The 26,432-nt window shown below is 58.0% G+C and carries 22 protein-coding genes; 15 read left to right on the top strand and 7 right to left on the bottom strand.

All coding sequences use genetic code 11. The features are described from left to right. Positions 1 to 7 precede the first annotated feature (7 nt). The 3 genes from GFB49_RS11455 to GFB49_RS11445 are packed head-to-tail and all read left to right on the top strand — an operon-like array spanning position 8 to position 3,359. On the top strand, positions 8 to 808 hold the full coding sequence (locus GFB49_RS11455) for an ABC transporter permease (RefSeq protein WP_425505212.1): 801 nt from the start codon (positions 8 to 10) through the stop codon (positions 806 to 808). Continuing rightward, positions 805 to 2,430 (top strand): ABC transporter ATP-binding protein, encoded by a 1,626-nt coding sequence (locus tag GFB49_RS11450; RefSeq protein ID WP_153216009.1) that lies wholly within the window; start codon positions 805 to 807, stop codon positions 2,428 to 2,430. The genes GFB49_RS11455 and GFB49_RS11450 overlap by 4 nt, the downstream gene beginning before the upstream one ends. Next, positions 2,427 to 3,359, top strand: a complete 933-nt coding sequence (locus tag GFB49_RS11445; RefSeq protein WP_153216008.1) for a 2-hydroxyacid dehydrogenase — start codon at positions 2,427 to 2,429, stop codon at positions 3,357 to 3,359. The genes GFB49_RS11450 and GFB49_RS11445 overlap by 4 nt, the downstream gene beginning before the upstream one ends. A gap of 14 nt (positions 3,360 to 3,373) precedes the next feature. Here GFB49_RS11445 and pdxR read toward each other — a convergent pair whose 3' ends face one another. Beyond that, positions 3,374 to 4,840 (bottom strand): MocR-like pyridoxine biosynthesis transcription factor PdxR, encoded by a 1,467-nt coding sequence (gene pdxR / locus GFB49_RS11440; RefSeq protein WP_153216007.1) that lies wholly within the window; start codon positions 4,838 to 4,840, stop codon positions 3,374 to 3,376. A gap of 314 nt (positions 4,841 to 5,154) precedes the next feature. On the opposite strand from pdxR, the gene GFB49_RS11435 reads away from it, so the two are divergent. The 3 genes from GFB49_RS11435 (at position 5,155) to GFB49_RS11425 (ending at position 8,282) form a co-directional block, all read left to right on the top strand. Next, on the top strand, positions 5,155 to 6,138 hold the full coding sequence (locus GFB49_RS11435) for a taurine ABC transporter substrate-binding protein (protein WP_153216006.1): 984 nt from the start codon (positions 5,155 to 5,157) through the stop codon (positions 6,136 to 6,138). 80 nt (positions 6,139 to 6,218) lie between these two features. Beyond that, a complete protein-coding gene (locus GFB49_RS11430; RefSeq protein ID WP_153216005.1) occupies positions 6,219 to 7,019 on the top strand; it encodes a taurine ABC transporter ATP-binding protein in 801 nt (266 codons plus the stop codon). Continuing rightward, on the top strand, positions 7,020 to 8,282 hold the full coding sequence (locus tag GFB49_RS11425) for an ABC transporter permease subunit (RefSeq protein WP_153216004.1): 1,263 nt from the start codon (positions 7,020 to 7,022) through the stop codon (positions 8,280 to 8,282). A gap of 174 nt (positions 8,283 to 8,456) precedes the next feature. Here GFB49_RS11425 and GFB49_RS11420 read toward each other — a convergent pair whose 3' ends face one another. The 3 genes from GFB49_RS11420 to GFB49_RS11410 all read right to left on the bottom strand — a co-directional run bounded on the left by GFB49_RS11420 (position 8,457) and on the right by GFB49_RS11410 (position 12,447). Then, complete coding sequence (locus tag GFB49_RS11420; protein ID WP_153216003.1) at positions 8,457 to 9,188, bottom strand: sulfite exporter TauE/SafE family protein; 732 nt, start codon at positions 9,186 to 9,188, stop codon at positions 8,457 to 8,459. Positions 9,189 to 9,197: 9 nt separating this feature from the next. Beyond that, a complete protein-coding gene (locus tag GFB49_RS11415; protein WP_153216002.1) occupies positions 9,198 to 10,694 on the bottom strand; it encodes an aldehyde dehydrogenase family protein in 1,497 nt (498 codons plus the stop codon). A 109-nt stretch (positions 10,695 to 10,803) separates the two neighbouring features. Then, positions 10,804 to 12,447: a sulfatase-like hydrolase/transferase gene (locus tag GFB49_RS11410; RefSeq protein WP_153216001.1), complete on the bottom strand. Its 1,644-nt coding sequence runs from the start codon at positions 12,445 to 12,447 to the stop codon at positions 10,804 to 10,806. 290 nt (positions 12,448 to 12,737) lie between these two features. Here GFB49_RS11410 and GFB49_RS11405 point away from each other — a divergent pair, with 290 nt between their 5' ends. The 3 genes from GFB49_RS11405 to GFB49_RS11395 all read left to right on the top strand — a co-directional run bounded on the left by GFB49_RS11405 (position 12,738) and on the right by GFB49_RS11395 (position 15,113). After that, a complete protein-coding gene (locus tag GFB49_RS11405; protein WP_153216000.1) occupies positions 12,738 to 13,193 on the top strand; it encodes a MarR family winged helix-turn-helix transcriptional regulator in 456 nt (151 codons plus the stop codon). Positions 13,194 to 13,196: 3 nt separating this feature from the next. Then, a complete protein-coding gene (maiA, locus tag GFB49_RS11400; RefSeq protein ID WP_153215999.1) occupies positions 13,197 to 13,811 on the top strand; it encodes a maleylacetoacetate isomerase in 615 nt (204 codons plus the stop codon). A gap of 105 nt (positions 13,812 to 13,916) precedes the next feature. Continuing rightward, entirely contained in the window at positions 13,917 to 15,113 is a 1,197-nt protein-coding gene (locus GFB49_RS11395; protein WP_153215998.1) for an iron-containing alcohol dehydrogenase, read from the top strand. 9 nt (positions 15,114 to 15,122) lie between these two features. Here GFB49_RS11395 and GFB49_RS11390 read toward each other — a convergent pair whose 3' ends face one another. Further along, positions 15,123 to 15,554 (bottom strand): SH3 domain-containing protein, encoded by a 432-nt coding sequence (locus GFB49_RS11390; protein ID WP_246149695.1) that lies wholly within the window; start codon positions 15,552 to 15,554, stop codon positions 15,123 to 15,125. A gap of 319 nt (positions 15,555 to 15,873) precedes the next feature. Here GFB49_RS11390 and GFB49_RS11385 point away from each other — a divergent pair, with 319 nt between their 5' ends. Continuing rightward, entirely contained in the window at positions 15,874 to 16,860 is a 987-nt protein-coding gene (locus tag GFB49_RS11385) for a 2-hydroxyacid dehydrogenase (RefSeq protein WP_343032549.1), read from the top strand. A 247-nt stretch (positions 16,861 to 17,107) separates the two neighbouring features. On the opposite strand, the gene GFB49_RS11380 is transcribed toward GFB49_RS11385, so the two are convergent. Together GFB49_RS11380 and GFB49_RS11375 are read right to left on the bottom strand one after the other, a co-directional pair. After that, positions 17,108 to 18,001, bottom strand: coding sequence for a response regulator transcription factor (locus GFB49_RS11380; RefSeq protein WP_153215997.1), 894 nt, complete (start codon positions 17,999 to 18,001; stop codon positions 17,108 to 17,110). Then, positions 17,998 to 21,255 (bottom strand): ATP-binding protein, encoded by a 3,258-nt coding sequence (locus tag GFB49_RS11375; RefSeq protein WP_246149687.1) that lies wholly within the window; start codon positions 21,253 to 21,255, stop codon positions 17,998 to 18,000. Before GFB49_RS11375 ends, GFB49_RS11380 begins: the two co-directional genes overlap by 4 nt. A 300-nt stretch (positions 21,256 to 21,555) precedes the next feature. Here GFB49_RS11375 and urtA point away from each other — a divergent pair, with 300 nt between their 5' ends. From urtA to urtE, 5 genes are all read left to right on the top strand, one after another. Continuing rightward, positions 21,556 to 22,827: an urea ABC transporter substrate-binding protein gene (gene urtA, locus GFB49_RS11370; RefSeq protein ID WP_153215995.1), complete on the top strand. Its 1,272-nt coding sequence runs from the start codon at positions 21,556 to 21,558 to the stop codon at positions 22,825 to 22,827. Between the two features lie 80 nt (positions 22,828 to 22,907). After that, complete coding sequence (urtB, locus tag GFB49_RS11365; RefSeq protein WP_153215994.1) at positions 22,908 to 23,834, top strand: urea ABC transporter permease subunit UrtB; 927 nt, start codon at positions 22,908 to 22,910, stop codon at positions 23,832 to 23,834. Between the two features lie 12 nt (positions 23,835 to 23,846). Beyond that, positions 23,847 to 24,974 (top strand): urea ABC transporter permease subunit UrtC, encoded by a 1,128-nt coding sequence (gene urtC / locus GFB49_RS11360; protein WP_153215993.1) that lies wholly within the window; start codon positions 23,847 to 23,849, stop codon positions 24,972 to 24,974. A 9-nt stretch (positions 24,975 to 24,983) separates the two neighbouring features. Next, the gene (urtD, locus tag GFB49_RS11355; protein WP_153215992.1) at positions 24,984 to 25,724 is read left to right on the top strand and encodes an urea ABC transporter ATP-binding protein UrtD; all 741 of its coding nucleotides are present in this window, start codon (positions 24,984 to 24,986) and stop codon (positions 25,722 to 25,724) included. Between the two features lie 15 nt (positions 25,725 to 25,739). Further along, complete coding sequence (urtE, locus tag GFB49_RS11350) at positions 25,740 to 26,429, top strand: urea ABC transporter ATP-binding subunit UrtE (RefSeq protein WP_153215991.1); 690 nt, start codon at positions 25,740 to 25,742, stop codon at positions 26,427 to 26,429. Positions 26,430 to 26,432 lie beyond the last annotated feature (3 nt).

Below are 26,432 nucleotides of genomic sequence, written 5' to 3'. Positions count from 1 at the left end.
GGGCGCAATGATCGGCGTCCTGATCCTGGCCATTGTGGTGGCTTTGGCGGTCTTTGCACCGCTTCTTTACCCTCGCGGTCCCTGGGCCATGGTGCAACGCCCCTTCCTGCAGCCGATGGCGATGGAGGGCTTCCTTCTGGGCACGGACACTTTGGGCCGCGATGTGGCGGCGGGGCTGGTCCACGGCGCGCGGGTCTCCCTGCTCGTTGGCCTCGTCTCCACCCTTGTTGCCCTGCTGATCGGCGTGCCCCTCGGCGCTTTGGCCGGGTTTTATGGCGCGTGGGTTGATGAGGGCGCGATGCGGTTTACCGAGTTTTTCCAGACCATCCCAAATTTCGCCCTGGCGATTGTGCTGGTGGCCATTCTGGAACCCTCTCTGACCTCGATCACTTTGGCCATCGCCATCGTCAGCTGGCCGCCCGTGGCGCGTCTGGTCCGGGCAGAGGTCATGGCGGTCAAAAGCCGCGAATATGTGGACGCCGCGCGCCTGTCTGGCCTCAGCAACCGGCGCATTCTGATCGAACAGGTGCTGCCAAATACAGTCTCGCCGATCATCGTTCTGGCCTCGCTGATGGTGGCCACGGCCATCCTGCTGGAAAGCTCGCTGTCTTTTCTGGGGCTTGGCGATCCTAATATCATGAGCTGGGGCTATATGATTGGCGCGGCGCGCACTGTGATCCGCTCGGCCTGGTGGCTTAGTTTCTTTCCGGGGGTCGCGATTGTCCTGACCGTTTTGGCGCTGAACCTGATTGGTGAAGGGCTGAACGACGCGCTGAACCCCCATCTCAGCCGAAAGGGTCACGCATGAGCCCGGTTCTGGAAATCACTGACCTGTCGATTGCCCTGCCAGCCGGTGCTGACCGCCCCTTGGCCGTGTCGGACATGACCCTGACCCTCAACGCGGGTGAGATCCTGTGCGTGGTGGGCGAAAGCGGCTCTGGCAAGTCGATGACCGCCAACGCTTTGATGGGGCTCTTGCCCGGTGGCGTCACGGTCGGGGGCGGCACGGCTTTGTTTCACGGCCAGGATGTGTTGCAATTGCCCGAAACCGCCCGCCAACAGCTGCGCGGATCCCGCATCGCGATGATCTTTCAGGAACCGATGACCGCGCTGAACCCGTTGATGCGCATTGGTGACCAAATCGCCGAGGTCTTTGCCGCCCACAATAAATTCACCCCGGCCGAGCGGCGGCAAAAAGCGCTGGACCTGATCCAAGAGGTTGGCCTGCCGGACCCCAAGAAGATCATCCGCGCCTATCCGTTCCAATTGTCAGGCGGGCAGCGGCAACGGGCGATGATTGCCATGGCGCTGGCGCTTGAGCCCGAGGTGTTGATTGCCGATGAACCCACCACGGCGCTGGATGTGACCACACAGGCCCAGATCCTGCAGCTGATCCTGGATCTGCGCAGCAGACGCGGCATGGCGGTGATGTTCATCACCCATGATTTTGGCGTGGTGGCCGAAATCGCCGATCAGGTGATTGTGATGCGTCAGGGGCAGGTGGTTGAACGCGGCGCTGCCGCAGTGGTTCTGACCCACCCCCAGCATGACTACACAAAACGCCTGCTCGCGGCGATCCCCAGCGGCGCTTTGCCGGACGCGCGCGAGATTGCACCAGTGCCGGTTCTGGAGTTGCGCAATCTGAACAAGGTGTTTCGCACCGGCGGCGGTCTGTTCCGCACCGCCCGCGAAGTGCGCGCTGTGGACAATATCTCACTTTCGGTGGCACGGGGCGAAGTCCTGGGCCTGGTTGGCGAAAGCGGGTCGGGAAAATCGACTCTGGGGCGCAGTGTGGTGCGTTTGGTGACCCCAGACAGCGGCCAGGTCCTGGTGGATGGCGTGGACCTGGCCGCCCTGACAGAGGAAGAGCTGCGCCATCAGCGCGACAAGGTGCAGATGGTGTTTCAGGATCCCTATGCCTCGCTCAACCCGCGCCACCGGATCTTGCGCGCCTTGATCGACGGGCCGATTGCCATGGGCAAGTCCAAATCCGACGCCACCACCCGCGCGCATGAACTGTTAGAGATCGTCGGCCTTGGCGCCGAAGCCGCCAGCCGGTTCCCGCATGAGTTTTCCGGCGGCCAGCGGCAGCGGATCGGCATTGCCCGCGCCCTGGCGATGGAACCCGATCTGATTGTCGCGGACGAAGCGGTCTCGGCGTTGGATGTGTCCATTCAGGCGCAGGTTCTGGACCTGTTGCGGGATTTGCGCGCCCGCATGGGATTGTCGATCTTGTTCATCACCCACGACTTGCGGGTTGCGGCCCAGCTGTGTGATCGCATAGCTGTCATGCAAACCGGACAATTGGTGGAGATCGGCCCCGTGCAACAGGTGTTTCTGACCCCGCAACATCCCTATACGAAACAGCTCCTGGCGGCTGTGCCCGGAGCCGATTGGCAACAGGCCCATGACCTGCGGAGCGGCACATGATTGGTGTTGCCATCAGCGAAGGCTTTGACATCCTGAACCTTCATGGCGCGGCCTTTGCGGAGCATGCCCCCAATCTGACCATGCTGCGGCCTGAACAGGTGACAGATCCGGGCGCGGTGGATTTTGTGGTGACATTTCGTCCGCCTGCGGATGCGTTTGCGGCATATCCCAACCTCCAAGCGGTGGTGTCTGCCGCTGCTGGGGTGGATGCGATCCTGTCCTGCCCATCGCTGCCGGACAACGTACCGGTCCTGCGGGTCGAAGATCAGGATCAGGCCCTGCAGATGGCGGGGTTTGCCGCCTTCCATGTGCTGTGGCATCACCGGGGCATGGATCAACATCTGGCGGATCAGGCGGCACAGCATTGGAACCGTCCGATGTTTGGCCGCTCACCGATGGAACGCCGGGTTGGGGTGATGGGCTTTGGTCTGATGGGGCGGCAGGTGGCCACTCAGATCGCGGCACTTGGCTATCCCACCGCCAGCCTGTCGCGCCGCATGCCGGCTCCCGTGGTCCAAGGGGTCACCCATTTTCTGGACGATGACCGCGCTGCATTCCTGGCCCGCACGGATATTCTGATCAACGTCCTGCCGCTGACCGAAGCAACGCGCAACATTATGAACGCTGAGCTGTTCGCGGCGCTGCCTAAAGGGGCCGCCGTGATCAACATTGGTCGGGGGGAACATCTGGACGAAACGGCCCTGTTGGCCGCACTTGAAACGGGTCAGATCTCTGGCGCGTCGTTGGATGCCTTTGTGACGGAACCTTTGCCGCAGGGACATCCCTTTTGGGTCCACCCAAGGGTTCTGGTGACTCCTCATACCGCCAGCGCACCGGATTCGCGTGCGGTTGTGCTCTCGATTCGCGACAGCCTTGCACGGGTGGCGGCCGGAACCCACACCGATGACAGGCAGGCGCGCGGGTATTGATGACCCGCGTTGCGCTAAAGCGTGGCAGCCATCCGTTCCGCCATCAGATCAATCCCCGCCTCGATCCGCCCCGAAGGGATCGAGGAATAGGCCAGCCGGTAATGCCGCCGGTCGGGCTTTTCGGGGGCAAAAAACGCAGCACCCGGCTCGATCAGCACGCTGTCTTTGCGCAGGTCATAGGCCAGTTGTGAGGTATCCACCCCATCCGGCGCGCGTAGCCAAAAGGACGAGCCGCCAAAATCGCCGCGCTGGCTGTTCAGCAGCCCATGTTTGCGTAGGCAAGCCTCCATCACCGTGCGGCGTCGGCTGAAACTGCGGGACTGGCGTGCCAACTGCGCGTCAAAATGGCCAAGCGACAGGAAATAGGCGGCGGTGCGCTGCACATGGCTGGGCGGGTGGCGCAATACCGCACTGCGCAGGGCGCGCGCCTCGTCGATCACCTCTTCTGGGGCCACCATGTAGCCCAGGCGCAATCCGGGGAAGACCGATTTCGAGAAGGAGCCGACATAGATCACAGCCCCCGCCTGATCCAACGACTTGAGCGCGGGGGAAGGGGATTTGAGAAACGACAGCTCAAACTCATAGTCATCTTCGACAATCACAAAGTCATCCCGCGCCGCGCGGTCCAACAGGGCCTGCCGGCGTGCAAGCGACATGGTCACATTGGTCGGGCAGTGATGGCTGGGCGTGGTAAAGACCAGATCGGCGTCCTGGGGGATCAGATCGGGCGGCAGGCCGTCGTGATCCACATCAATCGCCTCAACCGCGCAGCGTTTGGGGGCCAGGATCTGCCGCAGGCCCGGATAACCTGGATTTTCGATCACGGCCTTGCGGCGCCGGTTCAGCAGCAATTCGACCACCAGCCACAGGGCGTTTTGTGACCCCATCGTGATCAGGATTTCCTGCGGCTGCGCCGCAATCCCGCGCCGGGGCAGGATCTGACGCAGGATGAACTCCACCAACATCGGATCGTCGCGCTGATAATGATCGGTGGCCAGCGTATCAAAATCCCGCCGCCCCACAGCGCGCAGGGCACAGGCGCGCCAGTTGCGGTGGTCAAACAGATCCGCATCCGACTGCCCATAGATAAAGGGGTAACGATAATCGCGCCAATTGGGCGGGCGCGAGATTTCGAAATGGGCCGAGAATTTCTGATTGAACTTCTTCCCCCATTGCACCTTTTCCTGGGCCTCTGTGGCCAAAGGATCAAAGGTTGGCCGTTTGGGGGCCGTGTCCGCCACATAATAGCCCGACCGCCCGCGGGAGGTCAGATACTCGTTGGCCACCAGTTCATTATAGGCCAACGTCACGGTAATCCGGGCCACATTCAGATGCTCTGCCAGCCGCCGTGTGGAGGGCATCCGTTCCCCGACCACGCAGCGCCCGGACACAATGGATTCTGATACAACCTGTTGAATTTTCTGCTGTAATGTCCCTTCGCCGCCAGGGGGAAGCAGGAAAATTTCGGGGGGGATGGCCATGATTGGATCTATCTCACTGACGGTTTGGCGCTAAAGCTACCAATGCTGGTGACCAGAGACAAGCCAGCCCAGGCAACGCCCGTAATTGTGGTAAAGCCAGCTTCGAAACTGATGAAAAACTAGGCATTTGCGATATTTCTTAGATCCAAAATACCACCAGAGATGAATCCAACGTGGCTCTTTTGTTGTCCCCACCCATCAGAGCACGCCTTATTGACCACACGTTCGCCCCTGTGGCTGAATCACAAAAAAGTGGGCTCCTCAAGGCCCCGAGCGCGGGTTAGTCCCGTAGATGTCCAGACAAGGAGAGTAAGATGAAAGTATTCACCAAGCTGCTGGCAGGCACAGCCCTGGCCCTTAGCGCACAATATGCCGCAGCCGCCGAGGAGCTGACTGTTGGCTATTTCCTGGAATGGCCGATGCCGTTCCTGGCTGCCAAAGCAGATGGCGCCTATGACGAAGCTCTGGGTGTAAAAGTCAACTGGGTTGCCTTTGAAACCGGCACCGCCATGTCCGCCGCAATGGCATCGGGCGATGTGCAGATTTCCATCTCCCAAGGCGTGCCGCCATTTGTGGTTGCGGCCTCTGCCGGGCAGCCATTGCAGGTCATCGATGTGGCTGTCAGCTACTCGGAAAACGACAACTGCGTTGTGGCGGCCGAGCTTGAGATCGACAAAGACAGCGCGGATGAGCTGGCCGGTAAAAAGGTCGCCGTTCCGATCGGGACCGCCGCACACTATGGTTTCCTGCGCCAGATGGACCACTTTGGCGTCGATGTCGCTTCGTTGGATATTGTTGACATGGCCCCAACCGATGGCGCTGCGGCCCTGGCCCAGGGCGCGGTTGATTTTGCCTGTGGCTTCGGCGGCGGTCTGGCTCGCATGAAAGAACACGGCAATGTTCTGCTGACCGGTGCCGAAAAAGAAGAGCTGGGCATCCTGGTCTTTGACGTCTCCTCTTCACCGGCCGACTTTGTTGTCGAAAACGAAGAGCTTGTGTCCAAGTTCCTGGCCGTAACCGCAGAAGCCAACGCCACATGGAACGAAAGCCATTCAGACGAGATGCTGGATAAAATCGCCCGCGAAGCCGGTATGGACATCGAGGCGGCCAAAGCGTCCATCTCGACCTTCTCCTTCCCATCCGTGGATGAGCAACTGTCCGAGAAATGGCTGGGTGGCAACGCGCAAACCTTCATGAAAGGTGTCGCCGACGTCTTTGTGACCGCAGGCTCCATCGATGGCGCGCTCGAAAGCTATGTGGACGCGGTCAACGCAGGTCCTTTGACCGCCGCCAAGTAAGTACATTTAAACCTATGGACCCGCAGGCTCCTGTCTGCGGGTTCGTCATATTAGAAGTTGGGGAAAGGGGGCCACCGAATATGGGAGCCTTGAGTATCAATGATGTCTCCATGCGGTTTGATCTTCCGGATGGATCGCATGTGCAAGCCCTCCAGGATGTGGGGCTGGAACTGAAGCAGGGTGAACTCCTGTCTGTTCTGGGACCATCAGGTTGCGGGAAATCCACACTGTTGAATATTTTGGCCGGTTTTTTGGCCCCAACCGCCGGACAGGTATCGCTGAATGGCAATACGGTGACAGGCCCCAGTGCCGAACGCGGCATGGTGTTTCAAAAAGGCGCGTTGTTTGAGTGGATGAGCGTGCGCCACAATGTGGAATTTGGCCCCCGTATGAAGGGCATGCCCGAGGTTGAGCGCAACACCATCGTGGAGAACCTCCTCGACACCGTGGGTCTGCGCGCGTTCAAGGACAAGGCGGTCTATGAACTCTCGGGCGGCATGCAGCAACGTGTGGCTTTGGCGCGCTGTCTGGCCAATGATCCCGATGTGATCCTGATGGATGAACCCCTTGGCGCGCTGGATGCGCTGACACGGGAAAAGATGCAGGGCCTTGTGCTCGATCTGTGGAAGAAGACGGGCAAGACCATCATTTTGATCACGCACTCGGTGGACGAGGCGCTTTTGTTGGGTGAACGGCTTCTGGTCATGGCCCCTCGTCCGGGGCGGATTTTCAAAGAATACCGCCTTCCCTTTGCAGACCGTGCCGTGGGGGCAGATCTGCGCGCCGTTAAAGAGGATCCGCTGTTTGGCGAGACCAAGAAAGAGATCCTCGAGATGATCTGGGAAATGGAAGAAGAAATCATGGGAGCATCAGAGAGCTAAATGACGGGTCTACTCATTCTCTTTATCTACGTGGCGCTTTTTGCGGGCACCTATTTTGCCATTCGCACGGTGCGCGCAGCGATGCAGCCAGCGGCCGATTTTAACTCGCTGAAAACCGTGACCTTCGGCGACGAAAGCGCGGTGCGCGCCGACCGAGCCGCGTCGGTGGTCTCACTTGTGGTGGTCTTTCTGGTCTGGGGAGCCTTCACGGGCTCAAAACTGGTGCCGGTCCATGTGCCGGGACCGTTTGTGGGGTATACCTCCTTCACCTACACCTCGACCAATGACGCGGGGCAAACATCTGATGCCACCGTGAACGTGCTGGTGCATGAAACCGGTGCCAAGGTCGACACGCCGGATGCGCCCGCCGCCACAGGCTTTGCGCAAGGTGATGCGGCAACCGTGGCCGCTTGGCGCTCGGTTCTGATCCGCGCCCATCGAAACGATGGTGATGGGGCCAAAACCACCGCTGTCGAAGGTCAGGCCATTGCGCCCGGTGAAACGGTCAAAGTGCCAAACGGCAGCGTCACCATGACCGCCAAAGGCTCGCTGAACTTCTCCCCCAATCCCGGTCTCCAGATGGAGCCGATCTGGATGCCGCCCCCAGAAGATGTGGTTTCTCGATTGGTTGAGATCGCCTCAAACGGCTACCAGAACGCCGCCCTGTTCGAACACGTCGGCTGGTCCCTCTGGCGCGTCTTTGCAGGCTTTGTCCTGGGCACGCTGATCGGGGTTCCCCTGGGCTATGCCATGGGGCTTTCGGGCTGGGCCCGCGGCTGGTTTGATCCCATCGTGGAATTCATGCGCCCGGTGCCGCCTCTGGCGCTGATCCCGCTGGTCATCATCTGGTTCGGCATTGGCGAAAACGGCAAAGTGGTGCTTTTGTTCCTGGCTGCGCTCTGGGTGATGATCATCGCCGCGCGCGCGGGTGTCTCTGGTGTCAACATCACCAAAGTGCAGGCCGCCTATTCCCTCGGGGCCTCCAAATGGCAAGTGCTGCGCCATGTGATCGTGCCGAACTCGCTGCCGGAAATCTTCACCGGTGCCCGTGTCGCCATGGGCGTCTGCTGGGGTACCGTGGTTGCCGCCGAACTGGTTGCGGCTGAGAAAGGTGCAGGCAAGATGATCGTAGCCGCCTCCAAGTTCCAGGCCACCGACATTGTGATCATGGGTATTGTGATCATCGGTCTCATCGGCTTTGGCATCGACATTCTGATGCGCCGGGCTGAAACCATCTTGGTTCCTTGGAAAGGTCGTTCCTGACCTTTCCAACCCCCAAACAGGAAAAGGTCGCTCCTGACCTTTCCAACCTCCAACAAGAACAAGGTCGCCCCTGAGTGCGGCATATCCCAACCGGGAAGGGGCGCCTCAGCCCCTTCCTCAAACTGTAAAGGGTCGGCAAATGCCGACCCTTTTCCATTTAACAACAGAGATGACTTACAACAGGCCCATCAGCCCTTTGCCACCGGTCATCAGCGCCGACAGCAGCAACACGCCCAAGGCCGCCTTGCGATAGGAGCCATCGCCCAAGCGCTGAAACACCCAAGTTCCGCCCCAGCTGCCTGCCATCATCGCAGGAAAAGACAGCGCCGCGCTCAGGCCGATGTTCCAGCTCAACACATCCGATGTCGCCGCCACAAACCCAAGGGCGACTGTGGCCGTAAAGGCAAAGAAGATCAGCAAGGACGCCCGGCTCACCTGTTTGTCGGCCCCGCGTCCCAGGAAATAGGCCACCGCAGGTGGCCCCGGCATCGCCGCAAGCCCGGCCAATAGCCCGGAACAGCTCCCGGCAATCAGCGCAGGTCCACGCCCGTCCGGCAGGGTGACCTTGGCCATCAGCGCAAATAGCCCTAACAACACAAGCGCCGCAATCACCAGACGCAACAGATCCGGCGACAGCTGGGTGGCGATCAGCGCGCCAATGACAACACCGGGAACCGAGCCGATCACCAGCCGCCCCAGCGCCTGACGATCAATGTGACGGCGGTTCTGCACCAGATCCACGGGCGCTGCTGCCACCTGCAGGATCTGCGCCATCAGCACCGCATATATCGGCGAGACGATCAGGCTGTAGATCGGCACGGCCGCAAGGGCAAAACCAAATCCGGTCACCCCACGCAAAAAGCCCGCAGCGAAACTCGCTGCGGACAATAAAATCACATGATCCATATCTGGGCCTTAATCGAAGTTGATCACAATGGTCTTGGAGCGGGTGAAATGCTCCACCATCGCCTCAAGCGAGGCTTCCTTGCCCAAGCCAGACCGGCCAAATCCGCCGTAAGAGACGTTGGGCTGGATGGTCAGGTTCTGGTTCACCTGCACATAGCCTGCATTCAGGCGTGACGTGCTGTCCAGCGCGGTCGACAGATCCTTGGTCCAGACCGAGGCCGCCAGCCCATAATGGGTGCCATTGGCGCGGGCAATAACGTCCTCATAATCGGACCAGCGCTGGATTGCGGCCACAGGGCCAAAGATCTCTTGGGTGACGCAGGGGTGATCCTCAGGCAGACCCAGCAAGAGGGTCGGCTGCATGAACAGATCCGGCGCCAGATCACCACCTTCGGGCAGCGCGCCAAAGCGGCGGATATCAGCCCCTTCGGTGGCTTCGGCCTGAGCCACAAAGCCCTGGATCACATCCATCTGTTTCTGGTTGATCACGGTGCCCACATCGGTGGACTCATCCAGCGGATCACCAATCACCAGCTTCTCCAGTTCGGTGCCCAGTTTCTCCATAAAGCTGTCAAACAGATCATCATGCACATAGATCCGGCTGGCCGCGGTGCAGCTTTGGCCCTGACGGGTGAACCGCATGCCGGAAATCGCGCCGGCCACCGCCTTGTCCAGATCCGCATCGGCGCAGATGATCATCGGCGATTTGCCACCCAGTTCCAGCGAGGCCGGGATAATGCGGCTGGCGGCCACCTTATAAATCGCCTCGCCCACGGCTTCCGACCCGGTAAAGGTGATCTTGGCCACATCCTCGTGGTGGGTCAGCGCAGTGCCGCAGGTCTTGCCGTCACCATTGATGACGTTCAACACGCCCGCAGGCAGGTATTGGGTCATGATCTCGGCCATCAGGAAGGTGGCAAAAGGCGCTTCTTCCGAGGCTTTGACCACAACAGTATTGCCCGCAACCAGCGCCGGGCCGATTTTCAGCGCCCCCAGAACCAGCGGCACGTTCCACGGCAGGATCGCGGCGACAACACCCAGCGGCTCCAGCGTGGTGGTGGTCATCATGCGTGGGTTAAACGGTACGGTCTGCCCCTTCAGCTCGGAACCAAGCGCGCCGTAGAATTCCAGGATATCCGCGGCTACAGTGATCTCCCCCCGGCATTCGGTGCGGATCGCCTTGCCGGTCTCACGCGCCAGAACCTGGGCGATCATCTCGGATTGTGCGGCCACAGCGCGGGCGGCTTCGGCGACCATCTTGCCGCGGGTGCGGGCGGGAATCGCAGCCCAACCGGCCTGAGCCGCTTTGGCGGTGGCGACGGCGGCTTCGGTTTCTTCGGCGTTGCTGGCGGCAGCTTTACCCAGAACTGCGCCGGTGGCCGGGTTTTTCACATCCAGCGCTGCGGCACTGGCCACGCGGGCCCCACCGACCAGGTTCACCTGGGTATAGGCGGTGATCACATCATCGGCGGTGGCAAAAGACAAAGGGGCGTTGGGCTGTGCCATAGGAGGGACTCGCTTCTTGTTCAGATTTGCTCCTTCATATGAACGCATCGCCCGGACAGAGTAGGGCCAATGCACCCAGAAAATAGATCCAAACTGGACGCGAGCCCCATCAATCCGGGGTGTAATCCTGCCGGACTGGACCCCGATATTTCTCGGTCAGCGCGTCCGGAACTTCGCTGCCATCCACCAGAAACGGCAGGATCCCCTTGCGCGCCGACCGGCCGCGATTGGCGTCAATATCCGCATCCGACATGGTCACCCGCTGCGACATCCGCCGCCCCCAGGCCGCAAGATGTTCATACATAACGGCAATTTCGCCTGCATAGGCGGGGTCATCGCCCAGATCCACAAACTCATCCGGATCGCATTGCAGATCAAACAACATCGGGCGGAAGCCCCCCTCGAAATGGATCAGCTTCCAGCGCCCGTCAAACACCATGAACATCCGCGCGTCCCGCGGGCATACACCCAGGGCTGCCGCCCTTGGGGTCGCGGAATAATCATATTCGCTGATCACCACCTGACGCCAGTTTTTTGGGCATTTGCCATGCAGCCAGGGCAGCAGCGACCGCCCTTCCAATATGTGATCGGCGACATCGCCGCCGGCGGCATCCACACAGGTTGCCGCCACATCAATGGCTTCGACCAGCGCGTCACAGGTGCTGCCGCGGGTGGCGTCGGCCTCGGCGCGCGGATCATAGATGATCATGGGCACCTTGACCGAGGCCTCATGGAAGAAATCCTTCTCTCCCAGCCAGTGGTCGCCCAGGTAATCCCCATGATCCGAGGTCAGGACAATCATCGTGTCCTTCATCCGATCCGTGGCCTCAAGGTGGTCCAGCAGACGGCCCAGCTGATCGTCACATTGTTTGATCAGCCCCATATAGGCCGGGATCACCTTGTCGCGCACCTCTTGTTTGCGAAAGGCATCGGCCACTTTGATGTCGTGATAGGCGGCCAGAACGGGATGCGGGTTTTCCAATTCCCGGTCGTCCCGCTGCACCGGTTGGATGTCCTCGGTGCCATACATCGCGTGATAGGGGGCAGGCACAATATAAGGCCAGTGCGGTTTGATAAATGACACATGCGCACACCACGGACCTTTGGCCTGGTTGATAAAGTCGATCGCCTGCGATGTCAGCCAGGGGGTCTCACTGTCTTCTTCGCGGATATTGGCGGGTTTGTCGGCGTTTTCAAACATCCAGCCGCTTGCCATCTGATCGCCCTCGACACCGGCATTGGCGTAATCTGCCCAAGGGTTTTCGCCGTCATAGCCTTTGGATTTCAGATATTCATTATAGGGCGAGCGTTTTGCGTCATAAAACCCATCCGGCCCTTGTCCCCACAGCCCGTCATCGCGCGCCCAGGCGTCAAATCCACATTCCGCTTGGCGCGCGCCAATCACGCTGTCGGGCGACAATCCCAGCCGCGCCATCCCTTTGGCATCGGCTTTCATATGGGTCTTGCCCAGCAACCAACAGGCCATGCCCGCTTGGCGCAGGTGATCCCCCAGCGTGATCTCTCCCACACGCAACGGAAACCCGTTCCACTGCGCCCCGTGCGAGGAAACATAGCGCCCGGTGTAATAGCTCATCCGTGACGCGCCACAGATCGGAGATTGCACATAGGCCTTGGTAAATCGCACGCCCATTTTAGCCACACGGTCAAAATGAGGGGTCTGCAATGTGGGATGACCTGCGCAGCTGAGGTAGTCGAACCGCAGCTGATCATACATGACAAACAGGATGTTCAAGGAAACCTCCGATCAATTAACGGGCCGCAGGGGCCACCCAGGCCAGGGACACAGACTGGCATCTGTTCTGCGCTACGCCTCCCGCTCCTGCAATCGCCAATTCACCTCAACAGGCCAATTCTGCGCTGGTTTGGATGGGCTTTGATGATTATTGCAATTGCAATGGGGATAAGTTATTTGTTGCGCATGCAATGAATATTTTGAAACCTGTTAATGAGGACTTGCAACCCAGCCCGGCCGCGGGTGAAATCAATCTGTTCCCTTACTCCAATGCCAGGCTCGACCCCTTTATGACTAACACTCCCGTTGATCCGACCCAGATCCTTGAAGATTTTGATCTGGAGAACTTTACCCCCTACCGCCTTGCGGTGGCGGCTCAGAAGCTGTCGGAACTGCTGGCGCGGCAATACCGCAGCCATTTTGGCATTTCGATCCCGGACTGGCGGGTGCTGGTGCATCTGACCCAATCTGACGGGGTCTCGATCCGTGACATCGAAGCGCGGGTGGCGATGGAGAAGTCCAAAGTCAGCCGCGCCGCCACCCGGTTGGAAGAGGCAGGGCTGGTTGTCAAAACCGTCAATCCTGGTGACCGGCGGCTGGTGCATCTGGCGCTGACGGACAAAGGCCGGGCGATGATGGTGGATCTTCTCCCCTTGGCCGAAGCCTTTCAGGATCAGATCCTGGAACAATTGGGAGAGACGCGGGAAGGGTTTGAGGCAGGTCTGGACAGGCTGCTCAAGGAATAGGAAATGATCCATCTTTTTGACTACTGGCGATCCTCTGCCAGCTACCGGGTGCGGATCGCGCTGGGGCTGTGTGGGCTGTCCTGGACCAGCACATTGGTGGACCTGGTCCAAGGTGACCAGACCGCCCCCGATCACCTGGCGCGCAACCCGCAAGGGCTGGTGCCGGTGCTGCAGATCGACGGGTTACAGCTGACTCAATCCCTGGCCATTGTCGAATATCTGGATGAAACCCGCGCCCTTGGCCTGTTGCCGGAAAACGCAGCTGATCGCGCCCATGTGCGCGCCTTGGCCCATGCAATTGCCATGGATCTGCACCCGGTCTGCAACCTGCGCGTGGCGCGTTTTGGCACCGCGCAAAATCCAAACCTGTCCATGGCAGATTGGATGAAGCATTTCATCCCACCCGGGCTTGCCGCATTTGAAGCGATGATCGCAGAGGGTGATTTCTGTTTCGGCGCCCGCCTTTCGCTGGCGGATCTTTGTCTGGTGCCGCAGGCCTATAACGCGCGCCGCTGGGAGGTGGACCTGACGCCCTATCCCAAAACCAGACGCGTTCTGGCGCACATAGAACAGATCCCCGCCATTCGGGACGCCCATCCGGACCTCCACGCGCCATAGCAAAACCGGCGTAAAATCTTGGGCTCTGATGCCAGTTGACGTCAACGCAGGGTTGTCTGCCCCATGCGCCCTCCTGATACTGTTTGGGAACAGGAGGGGCCCAAGATGCCAGAGACCGCTGTTGAGTTCACATTCAGCACCACCCCGTCGATTCATTGCGCCACCGGCAGCAGCCGCAGATTGGGAGATCTGCTGACGGCAACAGGGCGCGTCGCCACGGGCGCTTCTGTTTTGTTTGTGACCGATCCGGGATTGATGAAACTGGGATTGGCACAGCCTGCCATCGACAGTTTGCGCGCCTCTGGGTTTTCAGTGACGCTGTTTGATCAGGTGGAACCCGACCCCAAAGTCGAAACCGTCGAAGATGTGGCCGACCTGGCCCGCAAAGCCCGCGCGCGCGCCGTGGTGGGGTTTGGCGGCGGCAGCCCCATGGATGTGGCCAAGGCCGTGGCGCTTTGTCTGGGCAGCGACCAGCCTTTGGCGCAGATGTTTGGCGTGAATGCGGCGCGGGGCATGCGGCTGCCGTTGGTTCTGGTGCCCACAACGGCTGGAACCGGGTCCGAGGTGACGCCGATTGCGGTGCTGACTACAGGGCATCACTCGGGCACTGCGGAAAAGCGCGGAATATCCTCGCCAATCCTCTTGCCGGATCTGGCCGTGCTGGACGCGGACCTGACCCTGGGCCTGCCGCCAGAGGTGACCGCAGCCACCGGTGTGGACGCCATGGTCCACGCGATCGAGGCCTATACCTCACGCAGCCCAAATGCCAATCCGATCAGCAAGAAACTGGCGCTGCAGGCGCTGGATCTGCTGGCCGCCAATATCCACACAGCCGTTTTTGACGGCACAGACAAGCCCGCGCGGGCCAATATGCTGTTGGGGTCGATGCTGGCCGGTCAGGCCTTTGCCAATGCGCCGGTGGCGGCGGTCAATGCGCTGGCCTATCCCGTCAGCAGCCAGTTTCACGTGCCCCATGGCCTCAGCAACGCCTTGGTTCTGGCCGAGGTTATGCGGTTTAACACCCCCACCTGCGCCACGGAATATGCAGTCCTTGCGCCCCATATCTTCCCAAACATCACGCCCAGCCAGCATGCGGAAACCACCACCGCTGAACTGATCGACCGCCTCTCCAGCCTGATCCATTCGCTGCGCATGAAGTCGGGGCTCAAAAGCGTGGGTATCTCTGCTGCGGATATTGGCCGTCTGGCACAGGATGCTATGCGGCAAACCCGCCTGTTGGTGAACAACCCACGTCCTGTGACCTTTGAGGATGCGCAGCGGATTTATCACGCCGCGCTATAACGCTGGGTTTTATTCGCGCAGCTCTTCGGGGGCGACCCCCCACAGCTGTGCTTTGAGCGCCCACCCCCGATAGCCACCGGCGGTGACCTGGCACCAGTCCAGATTACATTCCCCCAGCCGCGCAATCACGCCCAGTTCAAACGCCGCCGTCACCTGCGCGCGCTGATCGGGGCGGGCGTATACTTGGGTCATATCCTGTTCGATCAACACGGTGCGCGCACCGGACAACAGCGCATAATGCACCCAGCCGCCTGCACCATCGCGGTCCCGCACCCGCCGCCAGTGGCCGTACTCTGCCGTGATCTCCAAAGGCATGCCGCGCCGCTTGAACACCCAGTCGATGCGATGGGTCAGCGACGGTCCACGCCGCACATTGCCTTCGGAGGCTTTCATCGAGACAAAGCGCGGCAAGGGCAAATTGGTCACCGGACCCCGCTCCATCGCCGCCACCGGCGCGGCCAAACACAGAAAACACCCAATAAAACATGCAAAAACCACAAGCACCCCGCGCATCCCCGCGAGACATTGAATTGTCGATCGTGTCACTGCCTGCTCACTCGTTTTGATATGGTGCATCGGACCTGTATTGGCGCAGAATCGGGGCGGACCCTTTTGGCCATTTCTGGTCTCTTTCACCAGCTCCTTACGGGATTTTCTGTAAAAGCTGCAACCAATAATGACTTGGGTTCTTGTGCCTGCCTGCGTCCTCGGTCACCATGCCACATGAGGCCTGACTGAGAAAAGCTGAGGAGAGCGCAAAGTGCCCAGAGAACGACTGAGTGTTGTTGTTACGCGACGGTTGCCCGAGCCTGTGGAAACCCGTCTGAGTGAACTGTTTGACGTCTCTTTGCGCAGCGACGATACGCCCATGTCCCGCTCTGAACTGCTGGAGGCGGTTAAAACGGCGGATATCCTGGTGCCCACAGTCACTGACACGGTGGATGCCGCCCTCTTGGGTCAGGCTGGAGAGCAGCTGAAGCTGATTGCCAATTATGGGGCAGGGGTGGATCACATCGATGTGGCCACCGCCCGCCAGCGCGGCATTCTGGTGTCAAACACACCCGGTGTTCTGACCGATGACACCGCTGATATGGCCATGGCGCTGATCATGGCCGTGGTACGCCGGATCCCCGAAGGTCTGGCGCTGATGCAACAGGGCGGCTGGGAAGGTTGGGCCCCCACTGCGATGCTCGGCGGACGTCTGGCCGGGCGCCGGATTGGCATCCTTGGCATGGGGGGCGTGGGTCAGGCCGTCGCCAAACGCGCCTCGGCCTTTGGCATGCAGATCCACTATCACAACCGCCGCCGCCTGCACGCCGACATAGAAGACCGGTTAGAGGCCACCTATTGGGAAAGCCTCGACCAGATGATCGCCCGCATGGATGTGATTTCCGTCAATTGCCCGGCGACACCATCGACCTACCACCTGATGAATGCGCGCCGCCTCAAGCTGATGAAACCCGACGCGGTGATCGTGAACACCTCGCGCGGGGAGGTCATCGACGAAAACGCCCTGACTCGCATGCTGCGCGCGTCCGAGATCGCAGGCGCGGGCCTTGATGTTTATGAAAACGGTCACGAGGTAAATCCCCGCTTGCGCGAGCTCTCAAACGTCGTCCTCCTCCCCCACATGGGCTCCGCCACCCGCGAAGGCCGGATCGAGATGGGAGAGAAGGTGCTGTTGAACATCAAAACATTTGAGGACGGCCACCGCCCACCAGACCTGGTGGTGCCCGCGATGTTGTGAGGCGCGCTGGATCGAATGACTGCTGCGCGCTCAGAATTGCACTCTCTGCGCTTTGCGAGAACGGCCGATAAACGCTTACAGATGCAATTGGGCGCGCAAAGTGCGGGCGCGGTAGGTTTTTTCGCCGAAACATCAATTATGGTCAGGTTCAAAGCCTGAGTGGTTATGCGTGTTGCAGCTTATTTGACCAATATTTGTCCCACGCAAGTTTTGCTTCTCGTCCAATAGACCTGGGACTTTGCGCAATTCAATTTCCCACGTGCAATTGCCTGTCTGCTAAGACCGCAGCTGAGGTTCGGTTGTCGACACCCATTTTTTGGAACACTTGTTCGAGGTGCTTATTCACGGTTCGGGCACTGAGAGACAGGATGGCACTGATGTCGCGGTTGGTTTTCCCAAGCGTGAGCCAATACAGAACTTCTGCTTCTCGCGCCGTGAGGCCAAAGGCTCTTTGGAGTAAATCTTCTTTTGTTCCGGAGCGTTGAACAACAAGTTTGACCAATATTTCCTGCGCGTCGGAATGACCGATGAACTGCATCGCAAAATCGGCGTTTTCAAACGGCTCCACCGATGACACCGGCTGCGCAATACAGCTGCGCAACCACGCTTTGAAGGATGCGGCATTAACATCAACTGCGCCGGTTTCAGTTTCCTCAATCGCTTTTTGTGATCCCCATTTTAATACGCCTTGATTATCGAATGCCAGGACAAGGCGATCCGATACATCAATGGCCTGACGGGCGCTTTGAAGAAGACGTGAATTCAGAATATGGGTGGTCATACGGGCGAGCAGTTCTTCGATGACAACCGGTTTGGTGATATAGTCGACACCGCCTGCGTTTAGCCCTTTGACCACATGTTCATGGTCGCTGAGGCCAGTCATAAAGATGATGGGTGCAAGTGTTGGGTTGGGGCCGGTCTTGAGGATACGACATGTTTCGAACCCGTCCAATTCGGGCATCACAGCGTCCATCAGGATCACATCGGGCTGTACGCGTTCGGTCAGTTGGATCGCAGCTTTACCGTCCCGCGCGACCAGAACGGTCAATCCCTGTTTTTCCAAGGCTGCAGAAACCATTCCCAAGGACTCAGGGTTATCATCCACCACCAACGCGATGCTTTGCGATCCAAAGTCAATCATGGTTTACGCTCCCTAACAGTTTCGACCAGCCCTGCCATATCAAAGGATTCAAGCTTGCCATTGATTGCAGTCATCAGCGCGTCAGGTCCGGTCCGCGCGATCTTGAGTTCCAAAAGCAGAGTTCGCAGGGCACTGACGTGACCAATTTGGGCGAATTCAACCAGGCGGTCCGCATCTTCATCCGTCAGTAAACGCAGGATTTCAGAGGCCTGCACCTCTTTGAATACCAATTTGATTTTGAGCAGCTCTGCGATCTGCAACAGCAAGTCATCCAAATTGTAAGGCTTGGCCAAGAACGCATCATGCAGACCAATTTCTGACCGGTGCAGCCCCTCTTCATGGGCGTGGCCTGAGATCATGACGATGGGAGTGTTGGCATGCTCGCCCGAGCGAAGCTCACGTGCAAAGCTCCATCCGTCGCGGCCGGGCATGTCGATATCAAGCAGGATGATGTCTGCATTGGCATCCGCAAGCAAGGTTTCGGCCATTAGGACGGTGGAGGCGCTCAGAACCACAAACCCAAACTTGCTGAGGAAATTGTCTATCAGCGCCAAGTGGTTAAAGTCATCGTCCACGACAAGCACCGTTTTGCGTGGCCCTTCATACCCCGTGACCGGAAGAGAGCTGCTGTCGGCCTCGCTGGCTTGTGGTTCAAACGCGCTTGGGGTCACCGATGGCAACATGAGACGCACGGTGAAAGTGCTCCCTTTTCCACGCGTGCTTTCAACGTCAATATCCCCACCCAGAACCTCAACAAGCAGCCGGGTGATGGTGAGGCCAAGTCCCGAACCTTGACCGCCACGCCGTTCGCCGCGCTCAAACGGTCTCCAGATGCTGTCCAAATGCGCCGGGGCGATCCCAACGCCAGTATCGACCACCTCGATAATGGCCACCTCATTGCGGTAAGAAAAGTTCAGACACACAGAGCCAGTATTGGTGTAACGAATGGCGTTTGACAGCAGGTTGATGATGATCTGGCGCAAGCGTTTTTCGTCCGATTTGACGAAAGCAGGCAGATTGCCTTTGGTTTTTAGCTCAAACGAAATGCCTTTATTGCGCGCCTCTTCCTCAAATATCGACGCCACCTGATTGAGGAAAACCACCAAGTTGATGCGGTCTTTCATGATCTCCAAACGCCCGGCCTCGATCCGAGATATGTCCAGCAGACCATCAATCAAACCGGCCAAATGTTCGCTAGAGCGGCGAATACTGGACAGCGACGACCGCCAAGGCGTCAGCGCATTGTCTTTCTCAAGAAGTTGCGCAAAGCCGTAGATGGCGTTGAGCGGGGTGCGCAGTTCGTGGCTGAGGCCTGACATATAACGGGTCTTTGCGCTGTTGGCGGCTTCTGCTTTTTCCTTGGCCTTTTGCAGCGCGCGGTCTGTGCGTTCATGGGCGCGGATCTCTTTGAGCAACCGATCGGTCTGTCGCTCTGCCTCTTCGGTGGCCTTCTTGCGGCTTTCCCCAATCAGCAGGAACATCCAAACGCATATGCCAATCACAATAATTGCTGAGCCATATAGAATTGTCAGCACCGCATCGAAATTGGCCTCGCCTTCGAAATTGCGGATCACCAGCAACAGCGTGCCCACCGACACCGAAATCCCCAGGGTCGCCAACAAGAACTGCGCCAGTCGCGTCATCAACATGTGTGCGACTTGGTCGGGTAGATACGTGAACAACCACCTTTGGATGTTTTCTTTCAACCCGGCCTGTGTTCGGCACTCATCGTGGCAGGACGTCTCCAAGGTGCAGCAGAGCGAACAAATCGGCCCAGAATGAAAAGGGCAATGTGTCATGTCCTCCGCGTCAAAGTGGTATTCGCAGACATTACATGTCTGCATGCCCTTAAGGTCAGGCACCGTCTCGCGCACCAGATAATATTTACCTTTGGTCACATAAGCGATCACCGGTGCCAGGACAAAAGACGCCCCCAGCGCCACAAAGGAGGAAAGCGCTTGAAGCAGGGTGCCAAGCAGCCCGCCATAGGCCATAAAAGACAAGAGGCAGGCGGCAAACATCGAACCGATCCCGACCGGGTTGATGTCATAAAGATGCGCGCGGCGAAATTCGATCCCCTTCGGGCTCAGGCCCAGCGGTTTGTTGATCACCAAATCCGCCACCAGTGCGCCGATCCATGCCACGGCCACGTGGGAATAAACGCTCAGGACATGCTCCAGACCGGTAAAGACGCCAAGCTCCATCAGCATCAAGGCGATGCAGACATTAAAGACGAGCCAGACAACGCGCCCAGGATGGGTCTTGGTCAGCCGTGAAAAGAAATTCGACCAAGCGATCGAGCCCGCATATGCATTGGTCACATTGATCTTGAGCTGCGACAAGCAAACAAAAACACCGGTCAGAGTCAAAACCACCAAGGGTGACTCAATGAATTGTTCGAACGCCACATAATACATTCGAGTTGGGTCGGTTGCCGCCTCTATGGCAACACCTTCGCGAACCGCCAGGGTGACGAGATATGAGCCTGCGAGCATTTTCAGAACACCCAAAATCGACCACCCCGGTCCCGCAGCGATCAAGGCAGCCCACCACTTCCTGCGTTCTTCTGGCGATTTGGGTTCTGGGAGAAAGCGTAAGAAGTCAACCTGTTCGCCGATTTGCGCGACAAGCGAAAAGATGACGCCTGATGCCGCACCGATCATCAACAAACGCGAACCGTCCGGAACGTCAGAAGAGCCGGTGAAGCGCGTCCACGTGTCAATGTCATAGCCAACAAATGCCAAACACACGAAAGGCATAACGTGTAACAGGACCCAAAATGGCTGCGTCCAGGTTTGAAAAGTTGAAATCTTTGAGAAGCCATGGACCACCAGGGGGATAACGATCAAGGAGCTCATGACGTAGCCAACAAACAGAGGAATTCTGAGACAGAACTCCAAAGCAAGCGCCAATATCGCGGCCTCCAGCGCGAAGAATATGAAGGTAAACGATGCGTAGATCAGAGATGTGATGGTTGAGCCGATGTATCCAAAGCCTGCCCCACGTGTGAGCAGATCGATATCAAGACCATAGCGGGCCGCATAATATGAGATGGGCATACCCGTGAGGAACAGGATCGCTCCAACCACCATAATTGCAAATATCGCGATATCGAAGCCATATGTCAGCGTTATGGCGGCCCCAATTGCTTCCAGCGCAAGAAATGAGATTGAGCCCAAGGCTGTATTTGCGACGCGCGCATAGCTCCACCGCCGTGCGCGGCGGGCGGTAAAACGCAGTGCAAAATCTTCCATTGTTTCGTTGGCAACCCAACGATTGTATTTCCGTTTTTCGCGCGTTGCGCCAAATGTCGTGACCAATTGGCTACCCCCGTACCCACATCGCATCGCAACAGGGGTGCCAAGGGTCCTGTCGTCAAATGCGGTTCCACCACCCGCCTATATTTCTGTCATTGAAAAGTAGGTTACTGCTCAAAACGCGCAGGGGTATACGTCATTTGACGTATACTGCAGTGCAGCATTCCCAACGAACCTTCTTGTCGGACGGGTGAGCCTGAATCGCCCGCTTTTTAAGCGCACTGAGAAGGAAGCGATATGTCTGACAAGGGAAAATCCACTGATTCACTGGGTATGAGCCGTCGCGCCATGCTCGCGGGCAGCGCGGCTTTAACCGCCTCCCTGTTTACACCAAAGGGGTTGAAGGCTGCCGACTACCCAACTTCCGAGGTGAACACGACCGGTCTTGCCGTGACGGATGATACGGTCACCGTCGGGATCTTGCACTCGATCACCGGCACAATGGCGATCTCTGAAACCGGCTCGGTACAGGCCGAAAAGCTGGCGATTGAACAGATCAACGCACAAGGCGGAATCTTGGGTCGCAAAATCGAATATGTTCAGGAAGACGGCGCATCCGATTGGCCCACCTTTGCGGAAAAGGCCAAGAAGCTTCTGGTGAACGATAAAGTGGCAAGCGTTATGGGCTGCTGGACGTCCGCAAGCCGCAAAGCTGTTCTGCCAGTCTTTGAGCAGTACAACGGCTTCCTTTACTATCCGACGTTCTATGAAGGTTTGGAAGAAAGCCCCAACGTCATCTACACCGGCCAAGAAGCCACCCAGCAGATTATTGCGGGATTGGATTGGGTCAACAAAGAGAAAGGCGCCAAGTCCTTCTATCTCTTGGGGTCTGACTACATCTGGCCGCGCACCTCCAACAAAATCGCACGCAAGCACATCGAGAACTTTATGGAAGGCTGTAAGGTTGTTGGGGAAGAGTACTACCCGCTGGGTCATACCCAGTTTAACTCTGTCATCAATAAAATCCGCCTGAAAAAGCCTGACGTGATCTATGCGATCGTTGTGGGTGGCTCCAACGTCGCCTTCTATAAACAGCTGACGGCGGCCGGTATCGACCCAGCAGCAGAAAAGCCGCTGGTCCTGACCATTTCCGTGACCGAAGACGAAATTCGCGGCATCGGTGGTGAAAACATTGCGGGTTCTTACGCCTGTATGAAGTACTTCCAGTCTCTGGAGAACGAAAACAATCTGGAATTCGTCAAATCGTTCAAAGAGATGTGGGGCGATGACATTGTGATCGGAGACGTGACCCAGGCCGCCTATCTTGGCCCGTGGCTCTGGAAAGCTGCTGTTGAAAAAGCCGGTAGCTTTGACGTCGATAAGGTCCGCGAAGCCCAGGTTGGGATCGAACTTCCAACAGCACCGGAAGGGTATGTGAAGGTCCACGAAAACCATCACCTGTGGTCCAAAACGCGCGTCGGCAAGGCGTTGGCTGATGGTCAATACGAAGTTGTCTTTGAGACAGCGGACCTCGTGGAACCTGATCCGTTCCCAGAAGGGTACCAATAAACCCCTCTTGGAACTTCCCCAAGCCAGCCCGCGCATTCCCCCGGGCTGGCTCCCCACGTTGTCCCTGACCGGAGGCTGGCATGTTTGCTGACTACTCTATGGCCGAGCTTGGCGCTATTTTCGCCATGCAAGGCTTTGCAGGCCTAATTCTCTTTTCCGTCTTTGTCCTGATGGCTCTCGGCCTGGCGATCATCTTTGGACAGATGGGTGTAATCAACATGGCGCATGGAGAATTCATGATCCTTGGCGCTTATGTGACCTATATCGTCTCGAACATATTTGCCGCCTATCTCCCTTCGCTGTTTGGGATCTACTTCTTCATTGCAATGTTTCTCGCTTTTATTGCCTCTGGTGCGTTGGGGCTTTTTATCGAGTGGGCGATGATCCGGCACCTTTACAAGCGGCCGCTGGATACCCTGTTGGCCACTTGGGGCCTCAGCCTCATTCTGCAACAGATCTACCGCAGCGTGTTCGGCGCGCGCGAAGTGGGTGTGTCTATTCCGGATTGGATGATGGGCTCATTGCCGCTGACCGATCTGATTGAAATTCCGATCAACGGTATTTTTGTGATGGTCCTGGCCGTCAGCATCTCACTAGCCGTTTACATCATGATGTTCCGCTCCACTTGGGGCCGCCAGGTCCGTGCGATCAACCAAAATCGGGTGATGGCGGGTGCGGTTGGGATCAACACCGAATGGACCGACCGGCTGACCTTTGGCATCGGATGTGGTGTTGCAGGCGTCGCCGGGTCAGCCTTTACGATGATCGGCTCCACCGGTCCAACCGCAGGGCAGCTCTACATTGTGGACACCTTTTTGGTGGTTGTCTTTGGCGGTGCGGCGTCTCTGTTGGGGACCATTGCCAGTGCATTCTCGATCTCTCAGGCGCAGTCGATCATGGAGTTCTTCCTCTCCGGTTCGATGGCCAAGGTCATCACCCTGCTTGTGGTCGTCGGCATCCTCATGATCCGCCCACAAGGTCTCTTTGCCCTGAAACTCCGCAAATAAGGAACCCTGGGAATGACACTCACCAACTATATGAATCGAAAAGAGTTACTGGGGTTCTTGATCCTTGCGGCGGTGATTTTCATCGTTCTTCCCCTCGCACTCGACACCTTCCGCCTGAACCTCTTTGGTAAATATCTGACCTATGCCTTCGTTGCGATTGGCCTGGCCCTATGCTGGGGGGCGGGCGGTATTTTGAGCCTTGGCCAGGGCATCTTTTTCGGGCTTGGCGGGTACTGCATGGCGATGTTTCTCAAACTTGAGGCCTCAACGCCAGAGAACACCGCGATCCAATCCACCCCTGGCATTCCAGACTTTATGGACTGGAACCAACTGACCGCATTGCCGATCTGGTGGCAGCCGTTCCATAGCCTCGCGTTCACCATGCTTGCCGTGGTAATGGTGCCGGTTGTCTTTGCTTTTATCATCGGGTTTGCGATGTTCACCCGTCGTGTGGGTGGCGTCTACTTTGCCATCATCACACAGGCCTTCGCGGCGATCCTGACGATCCTGATCATTGGTCAGCAAGGTTACACTGGCGGGGTAAACGGGATCACTGACCTGCGCACGCTGCTGGGCTGGGACATCCGCACGGATGAAGCCAAGAATATTCTCTACTTTGTCAATGGCGCGCTCTTGTTTGTGGTGCTGCTGATTGCGCAGTTTGTGCGGAAATCAAAACTTGGACGTCTGTTGATCGCCATGCGCGACCAAGAGGACCGGGTGCGGTTTTCGGGCTATAACGTCGCGAATTTCAAGATCTTTATCTTCTGCCTTGGCGCGGCTTTTGCTGGCGTGGGCGGCGCTATGTTCACCCTGCAGGTTGGATTTATGTCGCCAACCCTTGTCGGCATCGTGCCCTCGATCGAGATGGTGATCTTCTGCGCCGTTGGCGGACGGTTGTCCATCCTGGGCGCGGTTTATGGCGCGCTCTTGGTGAACCTGGCCAAGACCACGTTTTCCGAAGGTTTCCCAGAACTCTGGCTGCTGGGTCTCGGCGGATTGTTCATCGCGGTTGTGATGGCCTTCCCCAACGGTCTGGCCGGTCTGTGGTCTGAAAAAGTCGAGCCCTTGCTCAACCGCTTGATCAGCAAAACCCAATCCGCAGAGGCGGCTAACCCCAACAAAGCACCCGCGGAATAGGAGCGAACCATGCCAGAACGTTTTATTCTCAGTGTCGAAGACCTGACTGTCTCCTTTGATGGCTTCAAGGCGGTCGACCACCTCAGCTTTTATGTCGAACCAAACGAATGCCGGGTGATCATTGGGCCAAACGGGGCCGGCAAGACCACGGTCCTTGACCTGATCTGCGGACGCACCAAAGCCACAGGCGGAACCGTAAAGTTCAAGGGAATGAACCTCCTTGATATGCGCGAAGACCAGATTGTGCATGCGGGTGTCGGGCGGAAATTTCAAACCCCAAGCGTTTACGAAGACCTTTCGGTCTTTGAAAACTTGGAGCTGAGCTATCCGAAAGGTCACGGCGTGTTTGGCGCGATCTTTTTCAATCAGGATCAGGTTGTCCAAGACCGTATTCAGGAGATTGCCGAGACCATTTTCCTCGCTGATCAGCTGGATGAAAAAGCCGCCTATCTCAGTCATGGCCAGAAACAATGGTTAGAGATCGGAATGTTACTGATCCAAGATCCCGAGCTTTTGATGCTGGATGAGCCTGTTGCGGGCATGTCCGTCGCAGAACGCAAGAAAACCGCTGAGCTGCTCAACCGCATCATCCAGGACCGCTCTGTGATCGTGATCGAACACGACATGGGTTTTGTGGCGGACATCGCCACACGTGTCACGGTTCTGCATCGCGGAGAGATGCTCAGCGAAGGCTCCATGGATCACGTCCAGAACGATCCCAAAGTCGTTGAAGTCTACCTCGGCCATTAAGAAAGGGCATTCCAAATGTTGAACGTAGAATCCCTGCGCGCCTCCTATGGCGAAAGTGAAATCCTGCACAGCCTCGACCTGAAGGTCAAACCAGGTGAGATCGTCGCCATCATGGGCCGCAATGGCATGGGCAAAACCACATTGATGAAAACTCTGATGGGCATCGTGCCTGAAAAGGGTGGCGATGTCGTGGTTGGCGACAAAGCCGTCACAGGCATGAAGTCCCACCAACGTGTGGCCAATGGCATCGCCTATGTGCCGCAGGGGCGGATGATATTTTCTTCCATGACGGTGCAAGAAAACGTTGAAACAGGTCTGACCGTCACCGGACAAAAAAAGGTGCCCGAAGATATTTATGAGCTGTTCCCGGTTCTTTTGGAAATGAAAGACCGGCGCGGTGGAAATCTCTCTGGTGGGCAACAACAGCAGCTCGCCATTGCCCGCGCGTTGGCATCCAACCCCAAGGTGTTGCTGCTGGATGAGCCCACCGAGGGCATTCAGCCGTCGATCATCCGCGAAATGGCACGCACCCTGCGCAAAATTCGCGACCAGAAGGGCCTCACCATCATCGTGTCAGAACAGGTTCTGAGCTTTGCTTTGGACGTCGCCGATCGTGTGATGGTCATCGAAAATGGCACCTTCGTGCACGACAGCCCCCGCGATGGGGTGGATGAGGCCAAGGTCTCAAAATTTCTCTCAGTTTAACGG

This window comes from Tritonibacter litoralis, assembly GCF_009496005.1.
GTDB lineage: Bacteria > Pseudomonadota > Alphaproteobacteria > Rhodobacterales > Rhodobacteraceae > Epibacterium > Epibacterium litoralis.
The sequence above is the reverse complement of the archived record's forward strand: the minus strand, read 5'-3'. Positions and strand labels throughout refer to the sequence as shown.